Source organism: Pseudomonas sp. LBUM1669 (assembly GCF_059695705.1).
Genome location: NZ_CP166784.1, coordinates 1,371,229 through 1,397,042 on the forward strand (window position 1 = coordinate 1,371,229; position 25,814 = coordinate 1,397,042).

23 protein-coding genes are annotated in these 25,814 nt (G+C 59.0%); 22 read left to right on the forward strand and 1 reads right to left on the reverse strand.

Annotated elements, in window-relative coordinates; all coding sequences use genetic code 11:
• The first annotated feature begins 12 nt into the window (after positions 1-12).
• The 15 genes from bamA to ispD all read left to right on the forward strand — a co-directional run bounded on the left by bamA (position 13) and on the right by ispD (position 18,593).
• Positions 13-2,388, forward strand: a complete 2,376-nt coding sequence (bamA, locus tag ACA051_RS06190; RefSeq protein ID WP_497373954.1) for an outer membrane protein assembly factor BamA — start codon at positions 13-15, stop codon at positions 2,386-2,388.
• A gap of 45 nt (positions 2,389-2,433) precedes the next feature.
• Positions 2,434-2,937, forward strand: coding sequence for an OmpH/Skp family outer membrane protein (locus ACA051_RS06195; protein ID WP_010462812.1), 504 nt, complete (start codon positions 2,434-2,436; stop codon positions 2,935-2,937).
• Positions 2,938-2,940: 3 nt separating this feature from the next.
• Positions 2,941-3,996: a UDP-3-O-(3-hydroxymyristoyl)glucosamine N-acyltransferase gene (gene lpxD, locus ACA051_RS06200; RefSeq protein WP_497373956.1), complete on the forward strand. Its 1,056-nt coding sequence runs from the start codon at positions 2,941-2,943 to the stop codon at positions 3,994-3,996.
• Between the two features lie 108 nt (positions 3,997-4,104).
• Positions 4,105-4,545, forward strand: coding sequence for a 3-hydroxyacyl-ACP dehydratase FabZ (fabZ, locus tag ACA051_RS06205; protein ID WP_008154051.1), 441 nt, complete (start codon positions 4,105-4,107; stop codon positions 4,543-4,545).
• Positions 4,542-5,318, forward strand: coding sequence for an acyl-ACP--UDP-N-acetylglucosamine O-acyltransferase (gene lpxA, locus ACA051_RS06210; RefSeq protein WP_131059164.1), 777 nt, complete (start codon positions 4,542-4,544; stop codon positions 5,316-5,318). The genes fabZ and lpxA overlap by 4 nt, the downstream gene beginning before the upstream one ends.
• Before the next feature lie 2 nt (positions 5,319-5,320).
• Positions 5,321-6,451, forward strand: coding sequence for a lipid-A-disaccharide synthase (gene lpxB / locus ACA051_RS06215; RefSeq protein WP_497308522.1), 1,131 nt, complete (start codon positions 5,321-5,323; stop codon positions 6,449-6,451).
• 11 nt (positions 6,452-6,462) lie between these two features.
• Entirely contained in the window at positions 6,463-7,089 is a 627-nt protein-coding gene (gene rnhB / locus ACA051_RS06220; RefSeq protein ID WP_497310545.1) for a ribonuclease HII, read from the forward strand.
• Positions 7,090-7,165: 76 nt separating this feature from the next.
• Positions 7,166-10,687, forward strand: coding sequence for a DNA polymerase III subunit alpha (gene dnaE, locus ACA051_RS06225; RefSeq protein ID WP_497308524.1), 3,522 nt, complete (start codon positions 7,166-7,168; stop codon positions 10,685-10,687).
• Between the two features lie 140 nt (positions 10,688-10,827).
• Entirely contained in the window at positions 10,828-11,775 is a 948-nt protein-coding gene (locus ACA051_RS06230) for an acetyl-CoA carboxylase carboxyltransferase subunit alpha (RefSeq protein ID WP_010462799.1), read from the forward strand.
• 133 nt (positions 11,776-11,908) lie between these two features.
• Complete coding sequence (gene tilS / locus ACA051_RS06235) at positions 11,909-13,237, forward strand: tRNA lysidine(34) synthetase TilS (RefSeq protein ID WP_497373958.1); 1,329 nt, start codon at positions 11,909-11,911, stop codon at positions 13,235-13,237.
• Between the two features lie 274 nt (positions 13,238-13,511).
• Complete coding sequence (pyrG, locus tag ACA051_RS06240; protein ID WP_497308528.1) at positions 13,512-15,143, forward strand: CTP synthase; 1,632 nt, start codon at positions 13,512-13,514, stop codon at positions 15,141-15,143.
• 5 nt (positions 15,144-15,148) lie between these two features.
• The gene (gene kdsA, locus ACA051_RS06245; protein ID WP_421139262.1) at positions 15,149-15,994 is read left to right on the forward strand and encodes a 3-deoxy-8-phosphooctulonate synthase; all 846 of its coding nucleotides are present in this window, start codon (positions 15,149-15,151) and stop codon (positions 15,992-15,994) included.
• Between the two features lie 156 nt (positions 15,995-16,150).
• Positions 16,151-17,440, forward strand: a complete 1,290-nt coding sequence (gene eno / locus ACA051_RS06250) for a phosphopyruvate hydratase (RefSeq protein WP_452625136.1) — start codon at positions 16,151-16,153, stop codon at positions 17,438-17,440.
• Between the two features lie 170 nt (positions 17,441-17,610).
• The gene (gene ftsB / locus ACA051_RS06255; protein ID WP_008028992.1) at positions 17,611-17,889 is read left to right on the forward strand and encodes a cell division protein FtsB; all 279 of its coding nucleotides are present in this window, start codon (positions 17,611-17,613) and stop codon (positions 17,887-17,889) included.
• Positions 17,886-18,593, forward strand: a complete 708-nt coding sequence (ispD, locus tag ACA051_RS06260) for a 2-C-methyl-D-erythritol 4-phosphate cytidylyltransferase (RefSeq protein ID WP_497373960.1) — start codon at positions 17,886-17,888, stop codon at positions 18,591-18,593. The genes ftsB and ispD overlap by 4 nt, the downstream gene beginning before the upstream one ends.
• A 177-nt stretch (positions 18,594-18,770) precedes the next feature.
• On the opposite strand, the gene ACA051_RS06265 is transcribed toward ispD, so the two are convergent.
• Entirely contained in the window at positions 18,771-19,667 is an 897-nt protein-coding gene (locus ACA051_RS06265) for a LysR substrate-binding domain-containing protein (RefSeq protein ID WP_497373962.1), read from the reverse strand.
• 107 nt (positions 19,668-19,774) lie between these two features.
• Here ACA051_RS06265 and ACA051_RS06270 point away from each other — a divergent pair, with 107 nt between their 5' ends.
• The 7 genes from ACA051_RS06270 (at position 19,775) to ACA051_RS06300 (ending at position 25,803) form a co-directional block, all read left to right on the forward strand.
• Positions 19,775-20,887 carry an S-(hydroxymethyl)glutathione dehydrogenase/class III alcohol dehydrogenase gene (locus ACA051_RS06270; RefSeq protein WP_033059912.1) on the forward strand — a complete coding sequence of 371 codons (1,113 nt, stop codon included), beginning with the start codon at positions 19,775-19,777 and terminating at the stop codon, positions 20,885-20,887.
• Between the two features lie 8 nt (positions 20,888-20,895).
• A complete protein-coding gene (gene fghA, locus ACA051_RS06275) occupies positions 20,896-21,741 on the forward strand; it encodes an S-formylglutathione hydrolase (RefSeq protein ID WP_497373964.1) in 846 nt (281 codons plus the stop codon).
• A 53-nt stretch (positions 21,742-21,794) separates the two neighbouring features.
• Positions 21,795-22,268, forward strand: coding sequence for a 2-C-methyl-D-erythritol 2,4-cyclodiphosphate synthase (gene ispF, locus ACA051_RS06280; RefSeq protein ID WP_010462780.1), 474 nt, complete (start codon positions 21,795-21,797; stop codon positions 22,266-22,268).
• Positions 22,265-23,323 carry a tRNA pseudouridine(13) synthase TruD gene (truD, locus tag ACA051_RS06285; protein WP_497373966.1) on the forward strand — a complete coding sequence of 353 codons (1,059 nt, stop codon included), beginning with the start codon at positions 22,265-22,267 and terminating at the stop codon, positions 23,321-23,323. Before ispF ends, truD begins: the two co-directional genes overlap by 4 nt.
• The gene (gene surE, locus ACA051_RS06290; protein WP_131059177.1) at positions 23,311-24,060 is read left to right on the forward strand and encodes a 5'/3'-nucleotidase SurE; all 750 of its coding nucleotides are present in this window, start codon (positions 23,311-23,313) and stop codon (positions 24,058-24,060) included. Before truD ends, surE begins: the two co-directional genes overlap by 13 nt.
• Positions 24,061-24,098: 38 nt before the next feature.
• Positions 24,099-24,734, forward strand: coding sequence for a protein-L-isoaspartate(D-aspartate) O-methyltransferase (locus tag ACA051_RS06295; RefSeq protein ID WP_497310546.1), 636 nt, complete (start codon positions 24,099-24,101; stop codon positions 24,732-24,734).
• Between the two features lie 211 nt (positions 24,735-24,945).
• A complete protein-coding gene (locus ACA051_RS06300) occupies positions 24,946-25,803 on the forward strand; it encodes a peptidoglycan DD-metalloendopeptidase family protein (protein ID WP_497373968.1) in 858 nt (285 codons plus the stop codon).
• Positions 25,804-25,814 lie beyond the last annotated feature (11 nt).

Consider the following 25,814-nt stretch of genomic DNA (forward strand, 5'->3'; position numbering starts at 1 on the left):
AGAAAGGACTTCATGAAACGTCTGCTGCTAACTGCGGTTCTCACCGTATTGATGATCGCCGAAGTTCACGCCGAGTCCTTCACTATCTCTGATATTCGCGTCAATGGCCTCCAGCGGGTCTCCGCGGGTAGCGTCTTTGGTGCTTTGCCGTTAAACGTCGGTGAACAGGCGGATGATCGTCGCCTGGTGGAATCCACTCGTGCGCTGTTCAAAACCGGGTTCTTTCAAGATATCCAGCTGGGTCGCGATGGCAACGTCCTGGTCATCACGGTAGTCGAGCGTCCGTCGGTCGCCAGTATCGAGATCGAAGGTAACAAGGCGATCTCTACTGAAGACCTGATGAAGGGCCTCAAACAATCCGGTCTGGCCGAAGGCGAGATCTTCCAGCGCGCCACCCTCGAAGGTGTGCGTAACGAACTGCAGCGCCAATATGTCGCTCAGGGTCGCTACTCGGCCACCGTCGACACCGAGGTGGTGCCGCAGCCGCGTAACCGCGTCGGCCTGAAGGTCAACATCAATGAAGGCACCGTTGCGGCTATCCAGCACATCAACGTGGTGGGTAACACGGTCTTCCCTGACGAAGACCTGATCGACCTGTTTGAATTGAAGACCACCAACTGGCTGTCGTTCTTCAAGAACGATGACAAGTACGCCCGTGAAAAACTGTCCGGTGACCTGGAGCGTCTGCGCTCCTACTACCTGGACCGTGGCTATATCAACATGGATATCGCTTCGACCCAGGTGTCCATTACCCCTGACAAGAAACACGTCTACATCACCGTCAACGTCAACGAAGGCGAGAAGTACACCGTTCGTGACGTCAAGCTGAGCGGCGACCTGAAAGTCCCTGAAGACCAGGTCAAGTCCCTGCTGCTGGTTCAGAAAGGCCAGGTGTTCTCGCGCAAGCTGATGACCACCACGTCCGAGCTGATCACCCGTCGCCTGGGTAACGAGGGTTACACCTTCGCCAACGTCAACGGCGTGCCTCAGCCGCACGATGAAGATCACACGGTAGACATCACGTTCGCCGTCGATCCGGGCAAGCGTGCTTACGTCAACCGCATCAACTTCCGTGGCAACACCAAGTCCGAAGACGAAGTGCTGCGCCGTGAAATGCGTCAGATGGAAGGCGGTTGGGCTTCGACCTACCTGATCGACCAATCCAAGACCCGTCTTGAGCGTCTGGGCTTCTTTAAAGAAGTCAACGTCGAAACCCCGGCTGTACCGGGTGTCGATGACCAGGTTGACGTGAACTACAGCGTTGAAGAACAGGCTTCCGGTTCGATCACCGCCAGCGTCGGTTTCGCCCAGAGCGCCGGTCTGATCCTCGGTGGTTCGATCACCCAGAACAACTTCCTGGGTACGGGTAACAAGGTCAGCATCGGTTTGACCCGCAGTGAATACCAGAGCCGCTATAACTTCGGTTATGTCGACCCGTACTGGACTGCTGATGGCGTGAGCCTGGGTTACAACGCTTTCTATCGCACCACTGACTACGATGACCTCGATGTCGATGTAGCGAGCTATGCCGTAGACAGCCTGGGTGCTGGCGTTAACGTCGGTTACCCGATCAGCGAGACGTCGCGTCTGACCTTTGGCCTGAGCGTGCAACAGGACAAGATCAAGACCGGTCAGTACACCGTTGACGAGATTTTCGACTTCGTGAACAAGGAAGGCGACAACTACCTGAACTTCAAGGCGTCGGCCGGCTGGTCGGAGTCCACCCTGAACAAAGGCGTGTTGGCGACCCGTGGACGTTCCCAGAGCCTGACACTGGAAACCACCACGCCGGGCAGCGACCTGTCGTTTTTCAAGGTTGATTACCGTGGCCAGTTGTTCCAGCCATTGTCTGAAAACTACACTGTGCGTCTGCACACCGAGCTGGGCTATGGCGACGGTTACGGTTCGACCGACGGCTTGCCGTTCTATGAAAACTACTATGCTGGTGGTTTCAACTCGGTTCGTGGCTTCAAGGACAGCACCCTGGGCCCGCGCAGTACGCCTAGTCGTGGCACGAACCCGGGGACGGCGTTCGACCCGGACCAGGATCCACTGCCATTTGGTGGCAACGTCCTGATCCAGGGTGGTGCAGAGCTTCTGTTCCCTCTGCCGTTCGTCAAGGATCAGCGCTCCCTGCGTACCTCGGTATTCTGGGATGTGGGTAACGTTTTTGACTCGCAGTGCAAAGACACCACCAACGCAAACGGTTCGGCGTCCAATACAAAGTGCAACGACATCAGCCTGAGTAACATGGCCAGTTCCGTCGGTGTGGGCGTGACCTGGGTTACCGCACTGGGTCCTCTGAGCTTCGCGTTGGCTATGCCGATCAAGAAACCGGATGAAGCTGAGACTCAAGTGTTCCAATTCTCTCTTGGTCAGACGTTCTAAGCGTTTGCCTCAAAATAACGACAATGGATTTTGTAGGAGTGCATCGTGCGTAAGTTGACTCAATTGGTTCTCCTGGCAACCGTACTGGTAGCAGGTCCGGCTTTTGCCGACATGAAAATCGCCGTTCTGAACTATCAGATGGCCCTGCTGGAATCCGACGCGGCCAAGAAATACGCTGTGGATGCCGAGAAGAAGTTTGGCCCGCAACTGTCCAAACTCAAGACGCTGGAAAGCAGCGCCAAAGGCATCCAGGACCGTCTGATGGCTGGCGGCGACAAGATGCAGCAAGGCGAGCGTGAACGCCTTGAGCTCGAGTTCAAGCAAAAGGCCCGTGACTTCCAGTTCCAGTCCAAGGAACTGAACGAAGCCAAAGCCGTTGCCGACCGTGAAATGCTGAAGCAGCTCAAGCCGAAACTGGACAGCGCTGTGGAAGAAGTCATCAAGAAAGGTGCTTTTGACCTGGTCTTCGAGCGTGGCGCAGTGATTGATGTCAAACCTCAGTACGACATCACTCGCCAGGTTATCGAGCGCATGAATCAGCTGAAGTAATCCATGACAGCGACTATAAAGCTCGGCCAGTTGGCCGAGTTCCTCGGCGCCACGCTACGTGGCGACCCGGAGAAAGAAATTACTGGGCTAGCCACTTTGCAAGAGGCTGGCCCAGCTCAGTTGAGCTTTCTCGCAAACCCCCAATACCGTAAATACCTGGCCGACAGCCGGGCCGCAGCCCTGTTGCTGAAGGCCGCTGACGCTGAAGGTTTTGCCGGCGATGCATTGGTGGTGCCTGATCCGTATCTGGCCTACGCGCGTATTTCCCATCTGTTCGATCCCAAGCCCAAGGCGCCGGCCGGTATTCACCCAACAGCGGTAGTGGCCTCGGACGCAGTGGTTGATCCAGCGGCGAGCATCGGTGCCTTTGCGGTGATCGAAAGCGGCGCGCGTATTGGTGCCGGTGTGGCCGTGGGGGCGCATTGCTTCATCGGTGCCCGTAGCGAAATCGGCGAAGGCGGCTGGCTGGCCCCGCGGGTCACGCTGTACCACGACGTGCGCATCGGCAAGCGGGTAGTGATTCAGTCCGGTGCCGTGCTGGGTGGCGAAGGCTTCGGCTTTGCCAACGAGAAAGGTGTCTGGCAGAAAATCGCCCAGATCGGCGGTGTATTGGTCGGTGATGATGTGGAGATTGGCGTGAATACCGCTATCGATCGCGGAGCGCTGGCCGATACCGTATTGGGTAACGGTGTGAAGCTCGACAATCAGATTCAGATCGCCCACAACGTACAGGTCGGTGATCACACTGCCATGGCCGCGTGTGTGGGGATCTCCGGCAGCACCAAAATCGGCAAGCATTGCATGCTCGCCGGTGGTGTAGGGCTGGTGGGGCATATCGAAATCTGCGACAACGTGTTTATCACCGGGATGACCATGGTGACCCACTCGATTACCGAAAAGGGTGCCTATTCTTCCGGTACGGCGATGCAACCAGCCGCCGAATGGCGCAAAAGCGCGGCCCGTATCCGTCAGCTCGATGACATCGCGCGACGTCTGCGACAGCTGGAAAAGCGTGTAGGGGACGTGACCCCTGACGGTAATGCTTCATCAGATGGCTGATACCATTTCCATATCAAGTGTGCACAGCCGCTAGACTGCCTCCTTGATTTGCTAGAGGGGCGCGCGTCAGTCGCGCGCTCCCAATCTTTACATAGGCTTCCCCCCGAAATGATGGACATCAACGAGATTCGCGAATACCTGCCTCACCGTTACCCGTTCCTGCTGGTGGATCGGGTCGTGGATCTGGATGTGGAAGGCAAGCGCATTCGCGCCTACAAGAATGTCAGCATCAACGAACCCTTCTTCAATGGTCACTTCCCCGCGCATCCAATCATGCCGGGCGTATTGATCATCGAAGCGATGGCTCAAGCTGCCGGTATCCTTGGCTTCAAAATGCTCGACGTGAAGCCTGCCGACGGCACGCTCTACTACTTCGTCGGCTCCGACAAGCTGCGTTTCCGCCAGCCCGTCACTCCAGGCGACCAATTGATCCTCGAAGCCCGCTTCATCAGCTGCAAGCGTCAGATCTGGAAGTTCGAGTGCCAGGCTTCGGTCGATGGCAAACCAGTCTGCTCCGCTGAAATCATCTGCGCGGAACGCAAACTATGAGTTTGATTGACCCTCGCGCAATCATCGATCCGACGGCCGTTCTGGCCGAAGGTGTCGAGGTCGGCCCTTGGTCGATCGTCGGCGCTGGTGTGGAAATCGGCGAGGGGACAGTGATCGGGCCGCATGTGATTCTCAAGGGCCCGACCCGAATCGGAAAGCACAACCGGATCTACCAGTTTTCTTCGGTAGGCGAGGACACGCCCGATCTGAAATACAAAGGCGAAGAAACACGTCTGGTTATCGGTGACCACAACGTCATCCGTGAAGGCGTGACGATTCACCGCGGGACCGTTCAGGATCGTTCGGAAACGACCCTGGGCGATCACAACCTGATCATGGCCTATGCCCACATCGGCCACGACAGCGTAATCGGCAACCACTGCATTCTGGTCAATAACACCGCGTTGGCGGGCCATGTGCACGTTGAAGACTGGGCGATCCTGTCCGGTTTTACCCTGGTTCACCAGTATTGCCACATCGGCGCCCACAGCTTTTCCGGCATGGGTACCGCCATCGGCAAGGACGTTCCAGCTTACGTTACGGTGTTCGGCAACCCCGCCGAAGCCCGCAGCATGAACTTCGAAGGCATGCGTCGTCGTGGTTTCAGTGAAGATGCGATCCACGCCCTGCGTCGTGCCTACAAGGTGGTTTACCGCCAGGGCCTGACGGTTGAGCAGGCACTCGCCGAATTGGCCGAACCTTCGGACCAGTTCCCTGAAGTCGCGGTGTTTCGTGATTCCATCCAGTCTTCGACCCGCGGCATCACACGTTAATCATGGCTAATCTGCGTATTGCGCTGGTGGCGGGTGAGGCTTCCGGTGACATTCTGGGCGCGGGCCTCATGCGCGCCCTCAAGGCTCAGCATCCGGCAGTGGAGTTCATCGGTGTCGGTGGTCCGCTGATGCAGGCCGAGGGCCTGACTTCGTATTTCCCGATGGAACGTCTTTCGGTCATGGGCCTGGTGGAAGTGCTGGGCCGCTTGCGCGAACTGCTGGCACGCCGCAAGAAGCTGGTTGCCGATCTGATCGCCGAGAAGCCGGACGTGTTCATCGGTATCGATGCACCGGACTTCAACCTCAATATCGAACTCAAGCTGCGTCAGGCCGGGATCAAGACCGTGCATTACGTCAGCCCGTCGGTGTGGGCGTGGCGGCAGAAGCGGGTGCTGAAGATTCGCGAAGGCTGCGACCTGATGCTGACGCTGTTTCCGTTCGAAGCGAAGTTCTATGAAGAGAAGGGGGTCCCGGTGCGGTTTGTCGGGCATTCCCTCGCTGATGCGATCCCGCTTGAAGCCGATCGCGCCGCCGCGCGAACAGAACTCGGTTTGCCTGACGGGCCGCTGGTTGCGCTGATGCCGGGCAGCCGTGGCGGTGAAGTCGGCCGTCTCGGTGCATTGTTCCTCGATACCGCCCAACGCCTGCGGGCCTTGCGCCCCGGCGTTCGGTTCGTCATGCCTTGCTCCAGCCCCGAACGCCGCGCGCAGCTTGAAGAGTTGCTGGCCGGCCGCGATCTGCCGCTGACCCTGCTCGATGGCAAATCCCATCTGGCCCTTGCAGCCTGCGACGCCGTGTTGATTGCCTCCGGCACAGCGACCCTTGAGGCGTTGTTGTACAAGCGGCCGATGGTGGTCGCTTATCGCCTGGCGCCGCTGACGTTCTGGATTCTCAAGCGCATGGTGAAAAGCCCCTACATCTCGCTGCCGAACCTGTTGGCCCAGCGTCTTTTGGTGCCCGAGCTGCTGCAGGACGATGCGACGGTCGACGCCCTGGCCAAGACCTTGTCGCCGCTGATCGAAGGGGGCGAAGAACAGACCCGTGGCTTCGACGAAATCCACCGGACCTTGCGTCTGGATGCCTCCAACCAGGCGGCGGATGCCGTGCTGAAACTGATTGGCCAAGTGAAATGAGTAAGACAAACATGCAAATGGGGCTGGATTTCACCTTGGTCGCTGAAGTGGAAGACTTGGTTGCCGGTGTTGACGAAGTCGGTCGCGGTCCGCTCTGCGGTGCCGTGGTCACGGCTGCAGTGATCCTCGATCCGAACCGTCCGATCCTGGGCCTGAACGACTCGAAAAAGCTCACCGAAGCCCGCCGCGAAAAGCTCTACGACGAAATCTGCGAAAAAGCCCTGAGCTGGTGCATCGCCCGGGCCGAAGTCGAAGAAATCGACGAGCTGAATATTCTGCATGCCACCATGCTGGCCATGCAGCGCGCGATCGAAGGGCTGCACATCCAGCCGAAACTGGCGATGATCGACGGCAACCGCTGCCCGAAACTGTCCATGCGCGCCGAAGCGGTGGTGCAGGGTGACGGCAAGGTGCCGGCCATCGCTGCGGCATCGATTCTGGCCAAGGTCAGCCGTGACCGTGAAATGGCCGCTTTCGAACTGATTTACCCGGGTTACGGGATCGGCGGCCACAAAGGCTACCCGACTCCCGTTCATCTGGAAGCCCTGGCCCGATTGGGGCCAACGCCGATTCACCGCCGCTCATTCGCCCCGGTGCGCCTGGCTTACGAGGCTCGCGCAAACCTGATCGAGAGTTAGTCGCAAGGCTGATGTTTTTACCAAGGCCCGGTACAATCCGGGCCTTGTTGTCTTCACGTTCACAGACAGGATCACTATGCCGGCTTCATTCGTTCACCTACGCCTGCACACTGAATATTCCCTGGTCGACGGTCTGGTGCGGATCAAACCGCTGGTCAAGACCCTGGTCGGCATGAACATGCCTGCCGTTGCGGTCACCGACCAGAACAACATGTGTTCCCTGGTCAAATTCTATAAAGCCGCCATGGGCGCAGGCATCAAGCCGATCTGCGGTGCCGACCTGTGGTTGTCGAACAAGGACCCGGACAACGCCCTGAGCCGGATCAGCCTGCTGGCGATGAACGCTGTCGGCTATCGCAATCTCACCGAACTGATTTCCCGCGGCTTCATCGACGGCCAGCGCAATGGCTCGGTCATCATCGAGCGCGAGTGGGTGGCCGAAGCCAGCGAAGGCTTGATCATGTTGTCGGCGGCCAAAGAGGGCGAGATTGGCCTGGCCATGCTCAGTGGTAATCCGGCAGAAGCGGAAAACCTCGCGCGCGAATGGATGGCCGTGTTCCCGGATCGATTCTATCTGGAGATCCAGCGCACCAACCGCCCCAACGACGAAGAGCAGTTGCACGGCGCTGTGGCCCTGGCCGAAAAAATCGGTGCTCCGCTGGTCGCCACCAACGACGTGCGTTTCATCAAGCAGGAAGACTTTGCCGCTCACGAAACCCGCGTCTGCATTGGTGAGGGCCGCGCCCTCGACGATCCGCGGCGTTCGAAGAATTACAGCGATCAGCAATACCTCAAAAGCGCCGAGGAAATGGCCGAGCTGTTCAGCGACATTCCCGAGGCGCTGGCCAACACCGTCGAGATCGCCAAGCGCTGCAACATCGAAGTGAAGCTGGGTACTCACTTCCTGCCCAACTTCCCGATCCCAGATGGCATGACCATCGATGAATATTTCCGTAAGGTCTCGTTCGATGGTCTGGAAGAGCGCCTCAGCGTTCTGCTGCCCCGAGACACCACCGAAGACTACGAAACCAAGCGTCAGGTCTACGTCGACCGGTTGAATTTCGAGCTGGATATCATCATCCAGATGGGCTTCCCCGGTTACTTTCTGATCGTTATGGACTTTATCCAGTGGGCCAAGAGCAACGGCGTGCCCGTGGGGCCTGGCCGGGGGTCGGGTGCCGGGTCCCTGGTGGCCTATGTGCAGAAGATCACCGACCTCGATCCGCTGGAATATGACCTGCTGTTCGAACGTTTCCTTAACCCGGAACGGGTTTCCATGCCCGACTTCGACGTCGACTTCTGCATGGACGGTCGCGACCGCGTGATCGACTACGTGGCCGAGAAATACGGCCGCAACGCGGTGAGCCAGATCATCACCTTCGGTTCCATGGCGGCCAAGGCTGTGGTCCGTGACGTGGCGCGGGTGCAGGGCAAGTCCTACGGTTTGGCGGATCGTCTGTCGAAGATGATTCCGTTCGAAGTCGGCATGACCCTGGAAAAGGCCTACGAACAGGAAGAAATCCTCCGTGACTTCATCAAGGTCGATGAAGAAGCCGCGGAAATCTGGGAAATGGCCCGCAAGCTTGAAGGCGTTGTGCGTAACGTCGGCAAGCACGCGGGTGGTGTGGTTATCGCGCCGACCAAGCTGACTGACTTCTCGCCGATTTACTGCGATGAGGCCGGTGATGGTCTGGTCACCCAGTTCGATAAGGATGACGTTGAGGCGGCGGGTCTGGTGAAGTTCGACTTCCTCGGTCTGCGGACCCTGACGGTCATCGACTGGGCGCTGAAAACCATCAACCGCGACCGTGCCAAGGTCGATGAGCCGCCGCTGGATATCGCGTTCATCCCGCTGGATGACAAGCCGACTTACCAGTTGCTGCAAAAAGCCGAAACCACCGCAGTGTTCCAGCTTGAGTCGCGCGGCATGAAAGAGCTGATTAAAAAGCTCAAGCCCGACTGCCTGGAAGACTTGATCGCACTGGTGGCTCTGTTCCGTCCGGGCCCGCTGCAATCGGGCATGGTGGACGACTTCATCAACCGTAAGCACGGTCGCGCCGAACTGGCGTACCCGCACTCGGACTATCAGTACGAAGGCCTCAAGCCCGTATTGGCACCGACTTACGGCATCATCCTGTATCAAGAACAGGTGATGCAGATTGCCCAGGTCATGGCCGGTTACACCCTCGGCGGTGCGGACATGCTGCGTCGAGCCATGGGTAAGAAAAAACCCGAAGAAATGGCCAAGCAGCGCGGCGGTTTCATTGAAGGTTGCACCGCTAACAATATCGACCCGGACCTGTCCGGTAACATTTTCGACCTGGTAGAAAAATTCGCCGGTTACGGCTTCAACAAATCCCACTCCGCCGCTTATGGCCTGGTGTCGTACCAGACCGCTTGGCTGAAAACGCACTACCCGGCGCCGTTCATGGCTGCGGTACTGTCAGCGGATATGCACAACACCGACAAGGTCGTGACCTTGATCGAAGAAATTCGCACCATGAAGCTGCGTCTCGACGCGCCGGATGTGAATACTTCGGAGTTCAAGTTCACGGTGAATGACGAAGGCCGAATTATTTACGGCCTCGGTGCGATCAAAGGTGTGGGTGAAGGTCCGGTCGAAGCCATCACCGAGGCGCGTCAGAACGGTCCGTTCAAGGACCTGTTCGATTTCTGCGCCCGTGTCGACCTCAAACGAATCAACAAACGCACACTGGATGGTTTGATCCGCAGCGGTGCGCTGGATCGTCTGGGGCCTTACTTCCATGACGAGCAGAAAGCCTATCAGGCCAATATCGACCGCAACCGAGCGGTCTTGCTGAACGCCATGGAAGGGGCGATCAAGGCCGCCGAACAAACCGCACGCACCCACGACAGTGGTCACGCCGACTTGTTTGGCGGACTGTTCGTCGAGGCAGACGCCGATGTCTACGCCAATCACCGCAAGGCCAAGGAGCTGACCCTCAAGGAACGCCTGAAAGGGGAGAAAGACACCCTGGGCCTGTACCTGACCGGTCACCCGATTGACGAATACGAAGGCGAGATTCGCCGTTTTGCCCGCCAGCGCATCATCGACCTTAAGCCGGCTCGTGATACGCAAACCGTCGCGGGCATGATCATCGCCTTGCGGGTGATGAAGAACAAAAAGGGCGACAAGATGGGTTTCATCACCCTCGATGACCGCTCCGGGCGGATCGAAGCCTCGTTGTTTGCCGAGGCTTTCCATTCGGCGCAATCGCTGTTGCAGACGGACGCGATGGTGGTGGTCGAAGGCGAAGTCAGCAATGACGACTTCTCCGGTGGCCTGCGGCTGCGGGTCAAGCGGGTGATGAGCATGGAAGATGCGCGCACCAACCTCGCCGAAAGCTTGCGCCTGAAGCTACAGACCAAGGATTTGAAGGGCGATCAGCTACGCTGGCTGGGTGAGTTGTTCAAGCGTCACCGCGGCGCGTGCCCGATCACCATGGAGTACACGAGCCCCGATGCGAAGGCTTTGCTGCAGTTTGGCGAGACCTGGCGGATCGACCCGGCGGATGCGTTGATTCAAGCCTTGCGTGACCAGTTCGGGCGAGACAACGTCTTCCTCCAATACCGTTGACGGTCGGGGGCTATCCGTAGGCCCCGATCTCGACCAGCATTTTTAATCTCGACCTGAACGCGCCTGTCCCTTAAGGTAGGGCGCGAATAGACAACCGGCCGGCCCAAGCTCTCTTGGATGTCGACCCAAGACGGACGCCTATGAACCCGAATTTTCTAGATTTCGAACAGCCGATCGCCGACCTGCAAGCCAAGATCGAAGAGTTGCGCTTGGTCGGTAACGACAATTCGCTGAATATCGGCGATGAGATCTCCCGCCTGCAGGACAAAAGCAGCACGCTGACCGAAGACATCTTCGGCAAGCTGACCAGCTGGCAGATCGCACGTCTCGCGCGTCACCCGAAACGTCCGTATACCCTGGACTACATCGAACACATCTTCACCGAATTCGACGAACTGCACGGCGACCGTCACTTCTCCGACGACGCCGCGATCGTGGGCGGTATTGCCCGTCTGGACGATCAGCCGGTGATGATCATCGGCCACCAGAAAGGCCGTGAAGTGCGAGAGAAAGTTCGCCGCAACTTCGGCATGCCGCGTCCGGAAGGCTACCGCAAGGCGTGCCGCCTGATGGAAATGGCCGAACGTTTCAAAATGCCGATCCTGACTTTCATCGACACCCCGGGCGCTTACCCTGGCATCGACGCTGAAGAGCGCAACCAGAGCGAAGCGATTGCCTGGAACCTGCGCGTCATGGCCCGCCTGAAAACCCCAATCATTGCCACCGTGATCGGTGAAGGTGGTTCCGGTGGCGCTCTGGCGATCGGCGTTTGCGATCAGCTGAACATGCTGCAGTACTCGACCTACGCGGTGATCTCGCCGGAAGGTTGCGCCTCGATTCTGTGGAAAACCGCCGAGAAAGCCCCGGACGCCGCTGAAGCCATGGGCATCACCGCTGAGCGCCTGAAAGGCCTGGGCATCGTCGACAAAGTGATCGGCGAGCCATTGGGCGGCGCGCACCGCGATCCTGCGGCGGCGGCGGCTTCGATCCGTGCCGAGCTCAGCTCGCAACTGGCGATGCTGAAGAAGTTCGATAACGAGGCGCTGCTGGCCCGTCGTTACGAGCGTCTGATGAGCTACGGTCTCTGATCTGACCGCGCTTCACCCATGTGGGAGCGAGCCTGCTCGCGAAAGCGGTATAACAGCCAACCGATTAGTTGAATGTTAGACCGCCATCGCGAGCAGGCTCGCTCCCACATTTGTTTTGTGTGGAGTGATCGATATGAGTCAGCCCATGATTGATCTGTCTACCAGGCTTCTGCTGAGTCTCGCGCCATGGCGCACCGCCAATACCTGGCGCATCGCCTTCTCCGGCGGGCTCGACTCCACTGTCCTGCTGCACCTTCTCGCCCACCTCGCAAAAACCCAATCCCTGCCAGCGCTCAGCGCCCTCCATGTCCACCATGGCCTTCAGGCTGCGGCCGATGCGTGGCCGGCACATTGCCAATCCGTCTGTGATGCTCTGGGCGTGCCGCTACAGGTGGTTCGCGTTCAGGTTCAGCCCGGCGCCAGCCTTGAGCGTGCCGCCCGGGATGCGCGCTATGGCGCGTTCATTGAGGCCACTCAAGCGAACGAACTGCTACTCACCGCGCAGCACCGCGACGATCAGGCGGAAACCCTGCTGTTTCGGCTGTTGCGCGGGGCAGGAGTGAGGGGCTTGTCGGGCATGCCTCGCGAGCGCGTCCTGGGTCGCGGGCATCTTCTGCGCCCGTTGCTCGATGTCACGCGCGCCGAGCTTGAGGCTTATGCGGCCGAGCATCAGTTGAGCTGGATCGAGGACCCTTCAAACCAGGACCGCCATTTCTCGCGCAATTACCTGCGCCATCAAGTGTTCCCGGTATTGACCGAGCGCTGGCCGCAAGCGATGACGACCATGGCCCGCAGCGCCGCGCATCTGAGCGAAGCGCAGGGGTTGCTCGATGATCTGGCGCAAATCGATCTGGTCAGCGCGAGCACCGTCAGCGATTTCGATTGGCTGGGGTTGCCGTCCCTGGAGTTGGCGCCGCTGACAAAACTTTCTGCCGCGCGCCAGCGCAACGCAGTGAGTCACTGGCTCACAGCGTTGACGCGGTTGCCGGATAGCGACCATTGGTCGGGTTGGGATGATTTGCGCGATGCCACGGTTGATGCCCGTCCAATCTGGCGATTGGCGGAGGGCGAATTACATCGGGCGGGTGGGCGTATCTGGTGGCTTTCGGGCTGCTGGCTGCGCATTCCGCCCTCCGCCAGCGTCTGGGCTGACCCCTCGACTGCGCTGGCATTGCCGGAAAATGGCGTGCTCACCTTCACCGGCCAAATCCCCGCTGGCCCGCTGCAGATCCGCTATCGTGAAGGAGGCGAGGTCATGAGTCTGTCTGGTCGCGGGCACCGGGATCTCAAGCGTTTGCTCAACGAACGCGGTATTCCAGGCTTCGTCCGTGGCAGATTGCCGCTGGTCTATCGCGCCGGAGAATTGCTGGCGGTGGCTAATGTGCGGGGCTTGAGTGGCAGTGAGCAGTGGGGCTGGCATTTGCATTGGCAGCCACCTTGCGAAGATCAAGGTTTGAGCTGAAAGGGGCTTTCCGGTAGACTACGCTCCCTTCTTGATACAACTTCTGTGGATTCGACTGAATTGCAGGAGTTGCCGATTACCAAGCAGTCTTTGCTGGGCGATTCCAAAAAATGTGTAGCGAGCAACGTACCGGTGTCCCATCTGCCGGTCTGTCCCAACGCGGCGGTTTTTTTGAAAGGTGCACTGTGATTAATGCAGGTGATCGGGGGCTTCGGCCTTCCTTCGCTTTCCCCGGCGGCTCGGACCGCTTTAACGCAGACTTCTAGGGTTTTTCATGACGCGCTACATATTCGTCACGGGCGGTGTTGTTTCTTCATTGGGGAAAGGCATCGCATCGGCTTCATTGGCGGCCATCCTGGAGGCGCGGGGACTTAAGGTCACCATGCTGAAGCTGGACCCGTACATCAACGTTGACCCGGGCACCATGAGCCCGTTCCAGCACGGTGAAGTGTTCGTCACCCACGACGGCGCCGAGACCGACCTGGACCTGGGCCACTACGAGCGGTTCATCCGCACGACCATGACCCAGAACAACAACTTCACTACCGGCCGTGTCTATGAACACGTCCTGCGCAAAGAGCGTCGTGGTGACTACCTGGGTGCAACCATCCAGGTCATCCCGCACATCACCGACGAAATCAAGCGCCGCATCATCAAGGGCGCCGGCGATGCCGACGTGGCGATGGTCGAGATCGGTGGCACCGTGGGTGACATCGAGTCGCAACCGTTCCTCGAAGCGATCCGTCAATTGCGTTTCGAAGTCGGCGCCAAGCGCGCGATGCTGATGCACCTGACGCTGGTGCCGTACATCGCTACTGCCGGCGAAACCAAAACCAAGCCAACCCAGCACTCGGTCAAGGAACTGCGTTCCATCGGCCTGCAGCCAGACGTGCTGGTGTGTCGTTCCGATCACCCGATCGACATCTCTTCGCGTCGCAAGATCGCGCAGTTCACCAACGTTGAAGAACGTGCGGTGATCGCGCTGGAAGACGCCGACACCATCTACAAGATCCCGGGCATCCTGCACTCCCAGGGCCTGGACGATTTCGTCGTCGAGCGTTTCGGCCTGCAATGCGGCAGCGCCGATCTGTCCGAGTGGGAAGCCGTGGTTGACGCCAAGCTGAACCCGGAACACGAAGTCACCATCGCGATGGTCGGCAAGTACATGGAACTGCTGGACGCCTACAAGTCGCTGATCGAAGCGATGAGTCACGCCGGCATCAGCAACCGCACCAAGGTCAACCTGCGCTACATCGATTCCGAAGACATCGAAAACCAGGGCACCGCGCTGCTGGAAGGTGTCGACGCGATCCTCGTACCGGGCGGCTTCGGTCTGCGCGGCGTGGAAGGCAAGATCACCGCCGTTCAATACGCTCGTGAAAACAAGGTTCCATACCTCGGCATCTGCCTGGGCATGCAAGTGGCCGTGATCGAGTTCGCTCGTAACGTGCTGGGCTGGAAAGACGCCAACTCCACCGAGTTCGATCGCGCCAGCGGTCACCCGGTCGTGGGGCTGATCACCGAGTGGGAAGATGCCACCGGCGCGGTTGAAACCCGTACTGAATCGTCCGACCTGGGCGGCACCATGCGCCTCGGCGCTCAGGATTGCCTGCTGGAACCGGGTTCCCTGGTGCACGATTGCTACGCCAAGGACGTGATCGTCGAACGTCACCGTCATCGCTACGAAGTGAACAACAACCTGCTGCCGCAAATCATCGAAGCCGGCCTGAAAATCTCCGGTCGCTCCGGTGATGGCGCGCTGGTAGAAGTGGTTGAAGCCCCGGATCATCCATGGTTCGTCGCTTGCCAGTTCCACCCTGAGTTCACCTCGACACCTCGCGACGGTCACCCGTTGTTCAGCGGTTTCGTTAAAGCAGCTTTGGTTCAACACCAGAAGAAGGCGTAAATCCGATGGCGCAGAAGATCATCCGTGTAGGCGATATCGAGATTGCCAACGACAAGCCAATGGTGCTTTTCGGTGGCATGAACGTGCTGGAAAGCCGCGACATGGCGATGCAGGTCTGCGAAGAATACGTAAAGGTCACCGAGAAACTCGGTATCCCTTACGTGTTCAAGGCCAGCTTCGACAAGGCCAACCGTTCCTCCGTGACCTCTTACCGTGGCCCCGGCCTGGAAGAGGGCATGCGGATTTTCCAGGACATCAAGCAAGCCTTCGGCGTGCCGATCATCACCGACGTCCACGAGCCTGAGCAGGCCGCGGTCGTCGCTGAAGTCTGCGACATCATCCAGCTGCCGGCCTTCCTGTCGCGCCAGACCGACCTCGTGGTCGCGATGGCCAAGACCGGCGCGGTGATCAACATCAAGAAAGCCCAGTTCCTCGCCCCGCATGAGATGAAACACATCCTGAGCAAGTGCGTGGAAGCGGGTAACGATCAGTTGATCCTCTGCGAACGCGGTTCGAGCTTTGGCTACAACAACCTGGTCGTCGACATGCTCGGCTTCGGCATCATGAAGCAGTTCGAATACCCGGTGTTCTTCGACGTGACCCACGCGCTGCAAATGCCCGGCGGTCGCTCCGATTCCGCCGGCGGTCGTCGCGCCCAGGTCACTGACCTGGCCAAGGCTGGCATGAGTCAGTCGCTGGCCGGTCTGTTCCTCGAAGCCCACCCGGACCCGGACAACGCCAAGTGCGACGGCCCTTGCGCCTTGCGTCTGGACAAACTGGAGCCATTCCTGGCCCAGCTCAAAGCCCTGGACGAACTGGTGAAGAGTTTTCCGACGGTAGAAACCGCGTAAACCTCATTTCTCCGGTAAAGTACCGCACGATTTGTTGCTCAGGCCCTCGGGCCTGAGCCTTATCGTCCGCAAGTCTGCCCGCTGCACACCACTTGCCGACGGTAAAAGATTTCCTCTAGCTGCGTCGTTTTCGTCAACTTTGGAGTGTTTACAACAATGGCAAAAATCGTCGACATCAAAGGTCGTGAAGTTCTCGACTCCCGTGGCAATCCCACCGTGGAAGCGGACGTGCTTCTCGATAACGGCATCATCGGCAGCGCTTGCGCGCCGTCCGGTGCTTCCACTGGCTCGCGTGAAGCGCTCGAGCTGCGTGATGGCGACAAGAGCCGTTACCTGGGCAAGGGCGTTCTGAAGGCCGTGGCCAACATCAACGGTCCGATCCGTGACCTGTTGAAAGGCATGGACCCAAGCGACCAGAAAGCGCTGGATCACGCGATGATCAAGCTCGACGGTACTGAAAACAAAGGTTCCCTGGGCGCCAACGCGATCCTCGCCGTTTCCCTGGCCGCGGCCAAGGCAGCAGCACAGGACCAGGACCTGCCGCTGTACGCTCACATCGCCAACCTGAACGGCACCCCGGGTGTTTACTCGATGCCGGTTCCGATGATGAACATCATCAACGGCGGCGAGCACGCCGATAACAACGTCGACATCCAGGAATTTATGGTTCAGCCGGTTGGCGCCAAGTCTTTCTCGGAAGGTTTGCGCATGGGCACCGAGATTTTCCATCACCTCAAAGCTGTGCTGAAGGCCCGTGGCCTGAGCACTGCCGTGGGTGACGAAGGTGGTTTCGCACCGAACCTGGCTTCCAACGAAGACGCGTTGAAAGTGATCTCCGAAGCCGTGGCCAACGCCGGTTACAAGCTGGGCACCGATGTGACCCTGGCACTGGACTGCGCGGCCAGCGAATTCTACGAAGACGGCAAATACAACCTGTCCGGCGAAGGCCAGGTCTTCACCGCCGAAGGTTTCGCCGACTACCTCAAAGGCCTGACCGAGCGTTATCCGATCATCTCGATCGAAGACGGGCTGGACGAGTCCGACTGGGCTGGCTGGAAAATCCTCACCGACAAGATCGGCGAGAAAGTCCAACTGGTAGGCGACGACCTGTTCGTGACCAATACCAAGATCCTGAAAGAAGGCATCGATAAAAAGATCGCCAACTCGATCCTGATCAAGTTCAACCAGATCGGTACCCTGACCGAAACCCTGGAAGCCATCCAGATGGCCAAGGCCGCTGGTTACACCGCCGTGATCTCGCACCGCTCCGGCGAAACCGAAGATTCGACCATTGCCGATCTGGCGGTGGGCACCTCGGCTGGCCAGATCAAGACCGGCTCCCTGTGCCGTTCGGACCGCGTGTCCAAGTACAACCAACTGCTGCGTATCGAAGAGCAGTTGAACGGCAAAGCCAAGTACAACGGTCGCAGCGAATTCCGCGGTTAATCGTTAACTGGTAAAAAGACACCGGATTGTGTCGGAAAAATCGCTACAGCGATGGATTTGCCACTAATCTGATGCCTTAAGAGCACAAGCCTGGATCTTCCAGGCTTCGTGCTATCAGAAGCTTCATAGTTTGGCATGGCTGTCTTTTTCCACTGGATACCTGATATTCGATGCGCAGTCCCAATTGGTTGTTCCTCGTCTTGCTCTTGCTGCTGGCTGGCCTGCAATACCGCCTGTGGGTGGGTAATGGCAGTCTGGCGCAAGTGGCCGAGCTGACTCAGCAGATCGCGGATCAACACGCTGAGAACGAAGGGTTGCTGGAACGCAATCGGGTCATGGACGCTGAAGTCAGTGAGTTGAAAAAAGGCATGGAGACCGTTGAAGAGCGGGCTCGCCATGAGCTGGGCATGGTCAAGGACGGTGAAACCCTTTACCAGTTGGCCCAATGATCCAGTCGTTACCGGCCTTCTGGGCCGTGATTCCTGCCGCGGGCGTCGGTGCCCGTATGGCCGCGGACCGTCCCAAGCAATACTTGCAACTGGGCGGGCGCACTATTCTCGAACACAGCCTTGGCTGTTTCCTTGATCATCCTGCCCTGAAGGGGTTGGTGGTCAGTCTTGCTGTAGATGATCCTTACTGGCCGAACCTGGCGTGTGCTGCCGATCCGCGTATTCAGCGGGTCGAGGGCGGCGACGAGCGTTCCGGGTCGGTGCTCAATGCGTTGCTTCATCTGCACGCTCAAGGTGCTGATGATGAAGACTGGGTGCTGGTTCACGACGCCGCACGGCCGAATCTTTCGCGTGATGATCTTGATAAGTTGTTGAGTGAGTTGGCGGACGATCCAGTGGGCGGGCTGCTGGCAGTTCCTGCCCGCGATACGCTCAAACGGGTCGACAAGCACGGTCGTGTGGTTGAAACCGTGGATCGCAGCGTGATCTGGCAGGCGTACACGCCGCAGATGTTTCGCCTCGGCGCGTTGCATCGGGCGTTGGCGGACAGTCTGGTGGCGGATGCCTTGGTGACTGATGAAGCTTCGGCCATGGAGTGGGCAGGTTTGGCGCCGCGTCTGATTGAAGGGCGATCCGATAATCTCAAAGTTACTCGGCCTGAAGACCTTGAGTGGTTGCGGCAGCGCTGGGCTAACCGCCGCTAAGCCTTTTCGTGTTCATACGGGCCACCGAGTCGCGCCCTTCGCGAGCAAGCCCGCTCCCACACGAGATCTCGGTCGGTTACATGTTTGGTGGTATGACGCTGAACCAATGTGGGAGCGGGCTTGCTCGCGAAAGCGGTGGTCCAGTCAACGAATTTATCGCTGAATGCATTGGCAGGTCTAACTCCGATACTCCGGCCTTTGCGCCAACCCTTCCTTCAAATAATCCACCAACTTGCGCACCTTCGGCGACAGGTGCCGCTGCTGTGGATAAAGCGCCCAAACCGCCGTGTTCGGCGGTTGGTGAGCCTCCAGCAGTGAAATCAATTCGCCGTTTTTCAGATGCTCCAGCACGTAGTAGTCCGGCAGCTGACACAAACCCACGCCCTGTAACGCCGCATCCAAAACTGCTTGCCCACTGTTACAGCGCCAGTTTCCTTGCACCCGTTGCGAAAATTCCCGCCCGTTCTGTTCAAGTTGCCACATGTCCGAACTGCCGATGAGGCAATTGTGGCGGCTGAGTTCCGACAAGCTGTGTGGGCGACCATACCGTTCCACGTAGGAAGGCGACGCGCACAAATACATGCGCCGTGGTGCGAGGCGTGTGGCGACCAATCGTGAATCCTGAAGACGTCCGAGGCGGATAGCCAGGTCCAGCCCTTCGTGCACCAGGTCGAGAGGGCGGTTGCTCAGTTCAATGTCGATGCGCAATTGTGGATAAAGGCCCATGAAACGGGTCACCAATGGCACGATGAAGCGTTCGCCATACGCCACGGCGCAGGTCATGCGCAGCATGCCCTTGGGTTCGCTGGTCAAGTCGCCGACTGCGCGCAAGGCTTCTTCGCGACCGTCCTGCAAGCGCTGGCAATGTTGCAAAAAGGTTTGCCCGGCTTCGGTCAGCGTAACCCGGCGAGTGCTGCGGTAAAGCAGCCGCGTCTGGAGGCGCTCTTCGAGGCGTGCGATTTGTCGACTGATGTGAGAGGAAGAAACCCCAAGGCGTTCCGCCGCCGCCGTGAATTGGCTGCACTCGGCCACCGCGACGAACTCGTCGATCCCTTCCCAGCGGTTTTCAGACATCAAGGATTATCCCTGTGTGGCAATAATGTTTTGCTTTTGTCCGGATTATTCCTCGTAAGGCGCTGTATTACACTCCCTGTCTCGTTTTTATTCACTGGAGAATCCACATGATCAAGTCGCGCGCTGCCGTTGCCTTCGAGGCCAAGAAACCTCTCGAGATTGTCGAAGTCGATGTCGCCATGCCCAAGGCCGGTGAAGTCCTGCTGCGTGTGGTTGCCTCCGGTGTCTGCCATACCGACGCCTACACCCTGTCGGGCGCGGACCCGGAAGGCATCTTCCCGTCGATCCTCGGTCACGAAGGTGGCGCGGTGGTAGAGGCGATCGGTGAGGGCGTGACCTCCGTCGCGGTCGGCGACCATGTGATCCCGCTGTACACCCCGGAATGCCGTCAGTGCAAATTCTGTCTGTCGGGCAAAACCAACCTGTGTCAGGCGATTCGCGCGACTCAAGGCAAGGGCCTGATGCCGGATGGTACTTCGCGCTTTTCCTACAAGGGTCAGCCAATTTTCCACTACATGGGGACCTCGACATTCTCCGAGTACACCGTGCTGCCGGAAATCTCCGTCGCCAAAATTCCAAAAGAAGCGCCACTGGAAAAAGTCTGCCTGCTGGGCTGCGGCGTGACTACCGGCATCGGCGCGGTGCTCAATACTGCCAAGGTAAAACCGGGTGATACCGTGGCCATTTTCGGTCTCGGCGGCATCGGCCTGTCGGCCGTGATCGGTGCGGTCAAGGCCAAGGCTGCGCGCATCATTGCCATCGACATCAACCCAGCCAAGTTCGAGATCGCCAAGCAGTTGGGTGCAACCGATTGTGTGAACCCGAAAGATTTCGATCGTCCGATCCAGGAAGTCATCGTCGACATGACTGACGGCGGCGTCGACTTTTCCTTCGAGTGCATCGGCAATGTGCAATTGATGCGTGCGGCCCTTGAGTGCTGCCACAAGGGGTGGGGTGAGTCGGTGATTATCGGCGTGGCCGGTGCCGGCCAGGAAATCTCCACCCGTCCATTCCAGCTGGTGACCGGTCGCGTCTGGCGCGGTTCGGCATTCGGCGGCGTGCGCGGTCGTACCGAGTTGCCAAGCTACGTCGAGATGGCCGAAACCGGCGAAATCCCGCTGGATACTTTCATCACCCACACCATGGGCCTGGAAGATATCAACAAGGCTTTCGACCTGATGCACGAAGGCAAAAGCATCCGTAGCGTCATCCATTTCTGAGGTCGGTCATGAGCCTGGAAAATATCTCCTGCCAGAAAAGCTTCGGCGGCTGGCACAAACGCTACAAGCACCGCTCCGATGTGCTCGGCTGCGACATGGTGTTCGCCGTGTACCTGCCGCCGCAAGCGGAGCAGGGCGGCAAGCTGCCGGTGCTGTATTGGTTGTCCGGCCTGACCTGCTCCGACGAGAACTTCATGCACAAGGCTGGCGCGATGCGCATGGCTGCCGAGCTTGGATTGATTATCGTCGCGCCGGACACCAGCCCTCGCGGCCCCGATGTGCCGGGCGATCCGGATGGCGCGTGGGACTTCGGTCTCGGTGCCGGGTTTTACCTGAATGCCACGCAGGAACCCTGGTCCCGGCACTATCGGATGCATGACTATGTCGTGCAGGAATTGCCGGCATTGGTCGAAGCCCATTTCCCGGCGTCGGACAAGCGCGGCATCAGCGGTCACTCCATGGGTGGCCACGGTGCACTGGTCTGCGCCTTGCGCAATCCTGGGCGTTATCAGTCGGTGTCGGCGTTCTCGCCGATCAACAATCCGATGGATTGCCCTTGGGGTCAGAAGGCGTTTTCCCGCTACTTGGGGGAGGACCGATCGAAATGGCGTGAGTGGGATGCCTGCGTCCTGATTGCCGAGGCGAGCGAGAAGTTGCCGCTGTTGGTCGACCAAGGTGATCGCGATGATTTCCTGGCCACTCAGCTCAAGCCTGAAGCCTTGCAACAGGCCGCCAAACTGGCCGGTCATCCGCTGACGTTGCGCTTGCAACCCGGCTACGATCACAGCTATTTCTTCATCGCCAGCTTCATCGACGACCACTTGCAGCATCACGCACGTGCTCTAAGCGCCTAATATCCGACAAAGCAGGTAGAATCACGCCCTGACAAAAATCGGGGCGTTTTTTTATGCGTATTGGCCACGGCTATGATGTGCACCGTTTCGCTGAAGGCGATTTCATTACTCTGGGCGGCGTGCGTATCGCACACGGCTTCGGGCTGCTCGCTCACTCCGACGGTGACGTCCTGCTGCACGCCTTGAGCGATGCCTTGCTCGGCGCCGCTGCGCTGGGTGATATCGGCAAGCACTTCCCGGACACTGACCCGACATTCAAGGGCGCCGACAGTCGCGTGCTGTTGCGTCACGTCGTCGCACTGATCCACGCCAAAGGCTGGAAAGTCGGCAACGTCGATAACACCATCGTCGCCCAAGCGCCGAAAATGGCCCCGCATATCGAATCGATGCGCGCGCTGATTGCCGCGGATCTTCAAGTTGAGTTGGATCAAGTGAACGTGAAAGCTACCACCACCGAAAAGCTCGGCTTTGTCGGTCGCGAAGAAGGCATTGCCGTGCATTCCGTTGCCTTGTTGCTGCGCGCATGAACGAAGCGCAATTGCTCGGCCCGCGGGCCTATGGTGACGCCCTCGGTACGGCGGTTTTAAAAGCCTCGGCGGAAGATTTTCAGGTCGATGAAGTGCTCGATATCCCCCTCAGTGGTGATGGCGAACACCTGTGGATCTGGGTGGAAAAGCGCGGCCTGAATACCGAAGAAGCGGCACGGCGCATTGCCAAGGCAGCGGGTGTGCCATTGCGCACCGTCAGTTATGCGGGCCTCAAGGATCGTCAGGCGCTGACTCGCCAGTGGTTCAGCGTGCAGTTGCCGGGCAAGGCTGATCCTGATTTGTCTGCGGCCGAAAACGACACGCTGAAAATCCTCAAGACCGGTCGGCACAAGCGCAAGCTGCAACGCGGTGCCCATTCGGCGAACGGCTTCACCTTGCGGCTGACGCAATTCGCTGGCGATAAAGCCGCGATTGAAGGGCGGTTGCAGTTGATCGCCAAGCAAGGTATTCCGAATTATTTCGGTGCCCAGCGTTTCGGCTTTGACGGCGGCAACGTGGTCGATGCCCGTGCCTGGGCCGCGCGCAAAGCGCTGCCGGAGCAACGCAATGTCCGTTCGCGTCTGCTCTCCACCGCCCGTAGCTTTTTGTTCAATCAGGTATTGGCGGCGCGTGTGGCCGATGGCACCTGGCAGCAAGCGCTGGTGGGCGATCTGCTGGCCTTCACTGACAGCCGCAGTTTTTTCCCGGCCGGTGAAGCCGAGTGCAGCGACCCGCGCCTGGCGATTCTCGACCTGCACCCGACCGGCCCTCAGTGGGGCGAAGGTGACTCGCCGGCGACCGGCGCTGTCCATGTACTGGAGCAGGCAGTCGCCGCTCGCGAAGCGGATCTGCGCGATTGGTTGATTAACGCCGGAATGAGCCACGAACGTCGCATCCTGCGGCTGCCCATTGGTGGGTTGACGTGGCATTATCCCGAGCCTGACATTCTGCAACTGGAATTCGTCCTCCCGGCCGGATGCTTTGCCACCGTATTGGTGCGCGAGCTTGTTGATCTGGTGCCGGTGGGGCAGACGGACAGCCCATGCGTATTCTGATTTCTAACGACGATGGGGTAACCGCACCCGGTCTCGCCGCGCTTTATGCTGCGCTGGCGGATTACACCGAATGCGTGGTTATCGCCCCGGACCAGGACAAAAGCGGCGCCAGCAGCTCGCTGACGCTCGACCGTCCGTTGCACCCGCAAACCCTGGCCAACGGCTTTATCAGCCTGAACGGCACACCCACCGATTGCGTGCACCTGGGCCTTAACGGCTTGCTGGAGCGCGAACCGGACATGGTAGTTTCCGGCATCAACCTGGGCGCCAACCTGGGCGACGACGTGCTGTATTCCGGCACCGTTGCGGCGGCACTCGAGGGGCGTTTCCTTGAGCGTCCTTCGTTCGCCTTTTCGTTGGTCTCACGGCAAGTGGAGAACCTTCCCACGGCCGCTTACTTTGCGCGCAAACTGGTCGAGGCCCACGCCGACCTCGACTTGCCACCGCGCACGGTACTCAACGTGAACATTCCCAATTTGCCGCTGGATCATATTCGCGGCATTCAGCTGACCCGCCTCGGGCACCGCGCACGTGCTGCGGCACCGATGAAAGTGGTCGACCCCCGCGGCAAGTCCGGTTACTGGATCGCCGCCGCCGGGGATGCCGAAGATGGCGGCCCTGGCACAGATTTCCATGCGGTGATGCAGGGTTATGTGTCGATTACCCCGCTGCAACTGGATCGCACCTTCAATGATGCCTTCAGAAGTCTCGATGGCTGGTTGGAGGGGTTGCGCTAATGGCTCGTGAACAAGACCCGATGCATCGTGGCATCGGGATGACCTCGCAGCGCACGCGCGAGCGCCTGATCCAGCGGTTGTATGAGGAAGGCATTTCCAACGCCAAGGTGCTGGAAGTGATCCGCCGTACACCGCGTCACCTGTTCGTCGATGAAGCGCTGGCGCACCGCGCCTACGAAGACACGGCGTTGCCGATCGGCAATAACCAGACGATCTCCCAGCCTTATATGGTGGCCCGCATGAGCGAGTTGCTGCTTGAGGCGGGCCCGTTGGACAAGGTGATGGAGATCGGCACCGGGTCGGGTTATCAGACAGCGATCTTGTCCCAACTGGTCGAGCGGGTTTTCTCGGTCGAGCGCATCAAGGTATTGCAGGACCGGGCCAAGGAACGTCTGGTCGATCTCAACTTGCGTAACGTGGTCTTCCGCTGGGGCGATGGTTGGGAAGGCTGGCCGGCGCTGGCGCCGTATAACGGCATTATCGTGACGGCCGTGGCCACCGATGTGCCTCAGGCGCTGCTCGATCAATTGGCCCCTGGCGGGCGACTGGTGATTCCTGTCGGCTCCGGTGAGGTGCAGCAACTGATGCTGATCATCCGCGAAGAACAAGGCTTTTCACGCCGCGTTCTGGGGGCGGTGCGCTTCGTACCACTGCTCAACGGGCCGCTGGCCTGAGCATTTGTGCAGGCACGCTGAATTCTCTTCGATTGCTCGGGTCTTACAGCGGCATCGATGGGTTAAACAGGATTCATCTGCTGGCAGCAAACGTGTGCGCGGAGCGATTTCGCTTCATTAAAGGTAAAGCCTGTTCGGCCCGTTATACTTGCGACATTTCGTGCCGAAACACGGCAATCCACAATTTCAGCCACCACAAAGGGAGCGGCGGGTGAGTCTCACAGTCATTGCGCAGCGTATGGGTACAAAGAGCTTTCAGCGCCTGGTGACTGGCCTCGTCATGAGCACCTTGCTGGTCGGTTGCTCCAGTTCCAAAACGAGTGACGTGCGTGTCGTCGATCGCAACAAGACCGTCGCCCAGCGTCCGGCGGTGACCACGGGTCAATACGTCGTTCGACCAAAAGATACGTTGTTCTCGATCGCTTTTCGCTACGGCTGGGACTACAAAGCCCTCGCCGCACGGAACAACATTCCTACGCCGTATACGATCCATCCGGGTCAGACAATTCGCTTCGACGGTCGCACCGGATCAACGTCGGCGCCGGTGGCCAGTGCTGCCGATTCAGCGCCTTCGTCTTCGCTGAAAACCACGGTAATCCGGCGTCAGCCGAATGGCGCAACGACCAGCACAGCGGTGGTTGCACCGTCCGTCGCCAACAAGCCGACCCCTGCTCCGATGCCTCCTGCCGGCCCGGCCCCGACCGGCTGGGGATGGCCATCTAATGGCATTCTGATTGGAAAGTTCTCCTCAAACGGTAGTTTGAATAAAGGAATTGATATCGCCGGAGATTTGGGACAGCCTGTTTTAGCTGCGTCTGATGGGACGGTGGTATACGCCGGGAGTGGCTTAAGGGGCTACGGCGAATTAGTCATCATCAAACACAGCGATACCTACGTCAGTGCCTACGGACATAACCGCAGGCTGTTGGTTCGGGAGGGGCAGCAGGTCAAGGTCGGACAGACAATTGCCGAAATGGGGTCAACGGGTACAGACCGGGTGAAACTGCATTTTGAGATTCGCCGACAAGGTAAACCTGTAGATCCACTGCAGTTCCTGCCACGTCGTTGATTTGTTACCAG

Excerpts from the sequence above, each read along its gene's own strand:
- bamA (WP_497373954.1), top strand. The coding sequence starts at position 13 with ATGAAACGTCTGCTGCTAACTGCGGTTCTCACCGTATTGATGATCGCC.
- lpxD (WP_497373956.1), top strand. The coding sequence starts at position 2,941 with ATGACAGCGACTATAAAGCTCGGCCAGTTGGCCGAGTTCCTCGGCGCC.
- fabZ (WP_008154051.1), top strand. The coding sequence starts at position 4,105 with ATGATGGACATCAACGAGATTCGCGAATACCTGCCTCACCGTTACCCG.
- lpxA (WP_131059164.1), top strand. The coding sequence starts at position 4,542 with ATGAGTTTGATTGACCCTCGCGCAATCATCGATCCGACGGCCGTTCTG.
- lpxB (WP_497308522.1), top strand. The coding sequence starts at position 5,321 with ATGGCTAATCTGCGTATTGCGCTGGTGGCGGGTGAGGCTTCCGGTGAC.
- rnhB (WP_497310545.1), top strand. The coding sequence starts at position 6,463 with ATGCAAATGGGGCTGGATTTCACCTTGGTCGCTGAAGTGGAAGACTTG.
- dnaE (WP_497308524.1), top strand. The coding sequence starts at position 7,166 with ATGCCGGCTTCATTCGTTCACCTACGCCTGCACACTGAATATTCCCTG.
- ACA051_RS06230 (WP_010462799.1), top strand. The coding sequence starts at position 10,828 with ATGAACCCGAATTTTCTAGATTTCGAACAGCCGATCGCCGACCTGCAA.
- tilS (WP_497373958.1), top strand. The coding sequence starts at position 11,909 with ATGAGTCAGCCCATGATTGATCTGTCTACCAGGCTTCTGCTGAGTCTC.
- pyrG (WP_497308528.1), top strand. The coding sequence starts at position 13,512 with ATGACGCGCTACATATTCGTCACGGGCGGTGTTGTTTCTTCATTGGGG.
- kdsA (WP_421139262.1), top strand. The coding sequence starts at position 15,149 with ATGGCGCAGAAGATCATCCGTGTAGGCGATATCGAGATTGCCAACGAC.
- eno (WP_452625136.1), top strand. The coding sequence starts at position 16,151 with ATGGCAAAAATCGTCGACATCAAAGGTCGTGAAGTTCTCGACTCCCGT.
- ftsB (WP_008028992.1), top strand. The coding sequence starts at position 17,611 with ATGCGCAGTCCCAATTGGTTGTTCCTCGTCTTGCTCTTGCTGCTGGCT.
- ispD (WP_497373960.1), top strand. The coding sequence starts at position 17,886 with ATGATCCAGTCGTTACCGGCCTTCTGGGCCGTGATTCCTGCCGCGGGC.
- ACA051_RS06265 (WP_497373962.1), bottom strand. The coding sequence starts at position 19,667 with ATGTCTGAAAACCGCTGGGAAGGGATCGACGAGTTCGTCGCGGTGGCC.
- ACA051_RS06270 (WP_033059912.1), top strand. The coding sequence starts at position 19,775 with ATGATCAAGTCGCGCGCTGCCGTTGCCTTCGAGGCCAAGAAACCTCTC.
- fghA (WP_497373964.1), top strand. The coding sequence starts at position 20,896 with ATGAGCCTGGAAAATATCTCCTGCCAGAAAAGCTTCGGCGGCTGGCAC.
- ispF (WP_010462780.1), top strand. The coding sequence starts at position 21,795 with ATGCGTATTGGCCACGGCTATGATGTGCACCGTTTCGCTGAAGGCGAT.
- truD (WP_497373966.1), top strand. The coding sequence starts at position 22,265 with ATGAACGAAGCGCAATTGCTCGGCCCGCGGGCCTATGGTGACGCCCTC.
- surE (WP_131059177.1), top strand. The coding sequence starts at position 23,311 with ATGCGTATTCTGATTTCTAACGACGATGGGGTAACCGCACCCGGTCTC.
- ACA051_RS06295 (WP_497310546.1), top strand. The coding sequence starts at position 24,099 with ATGACCTCGCAGCGCACGCGCGAGCGCCTGATCCAGCGGTTGTATGAG.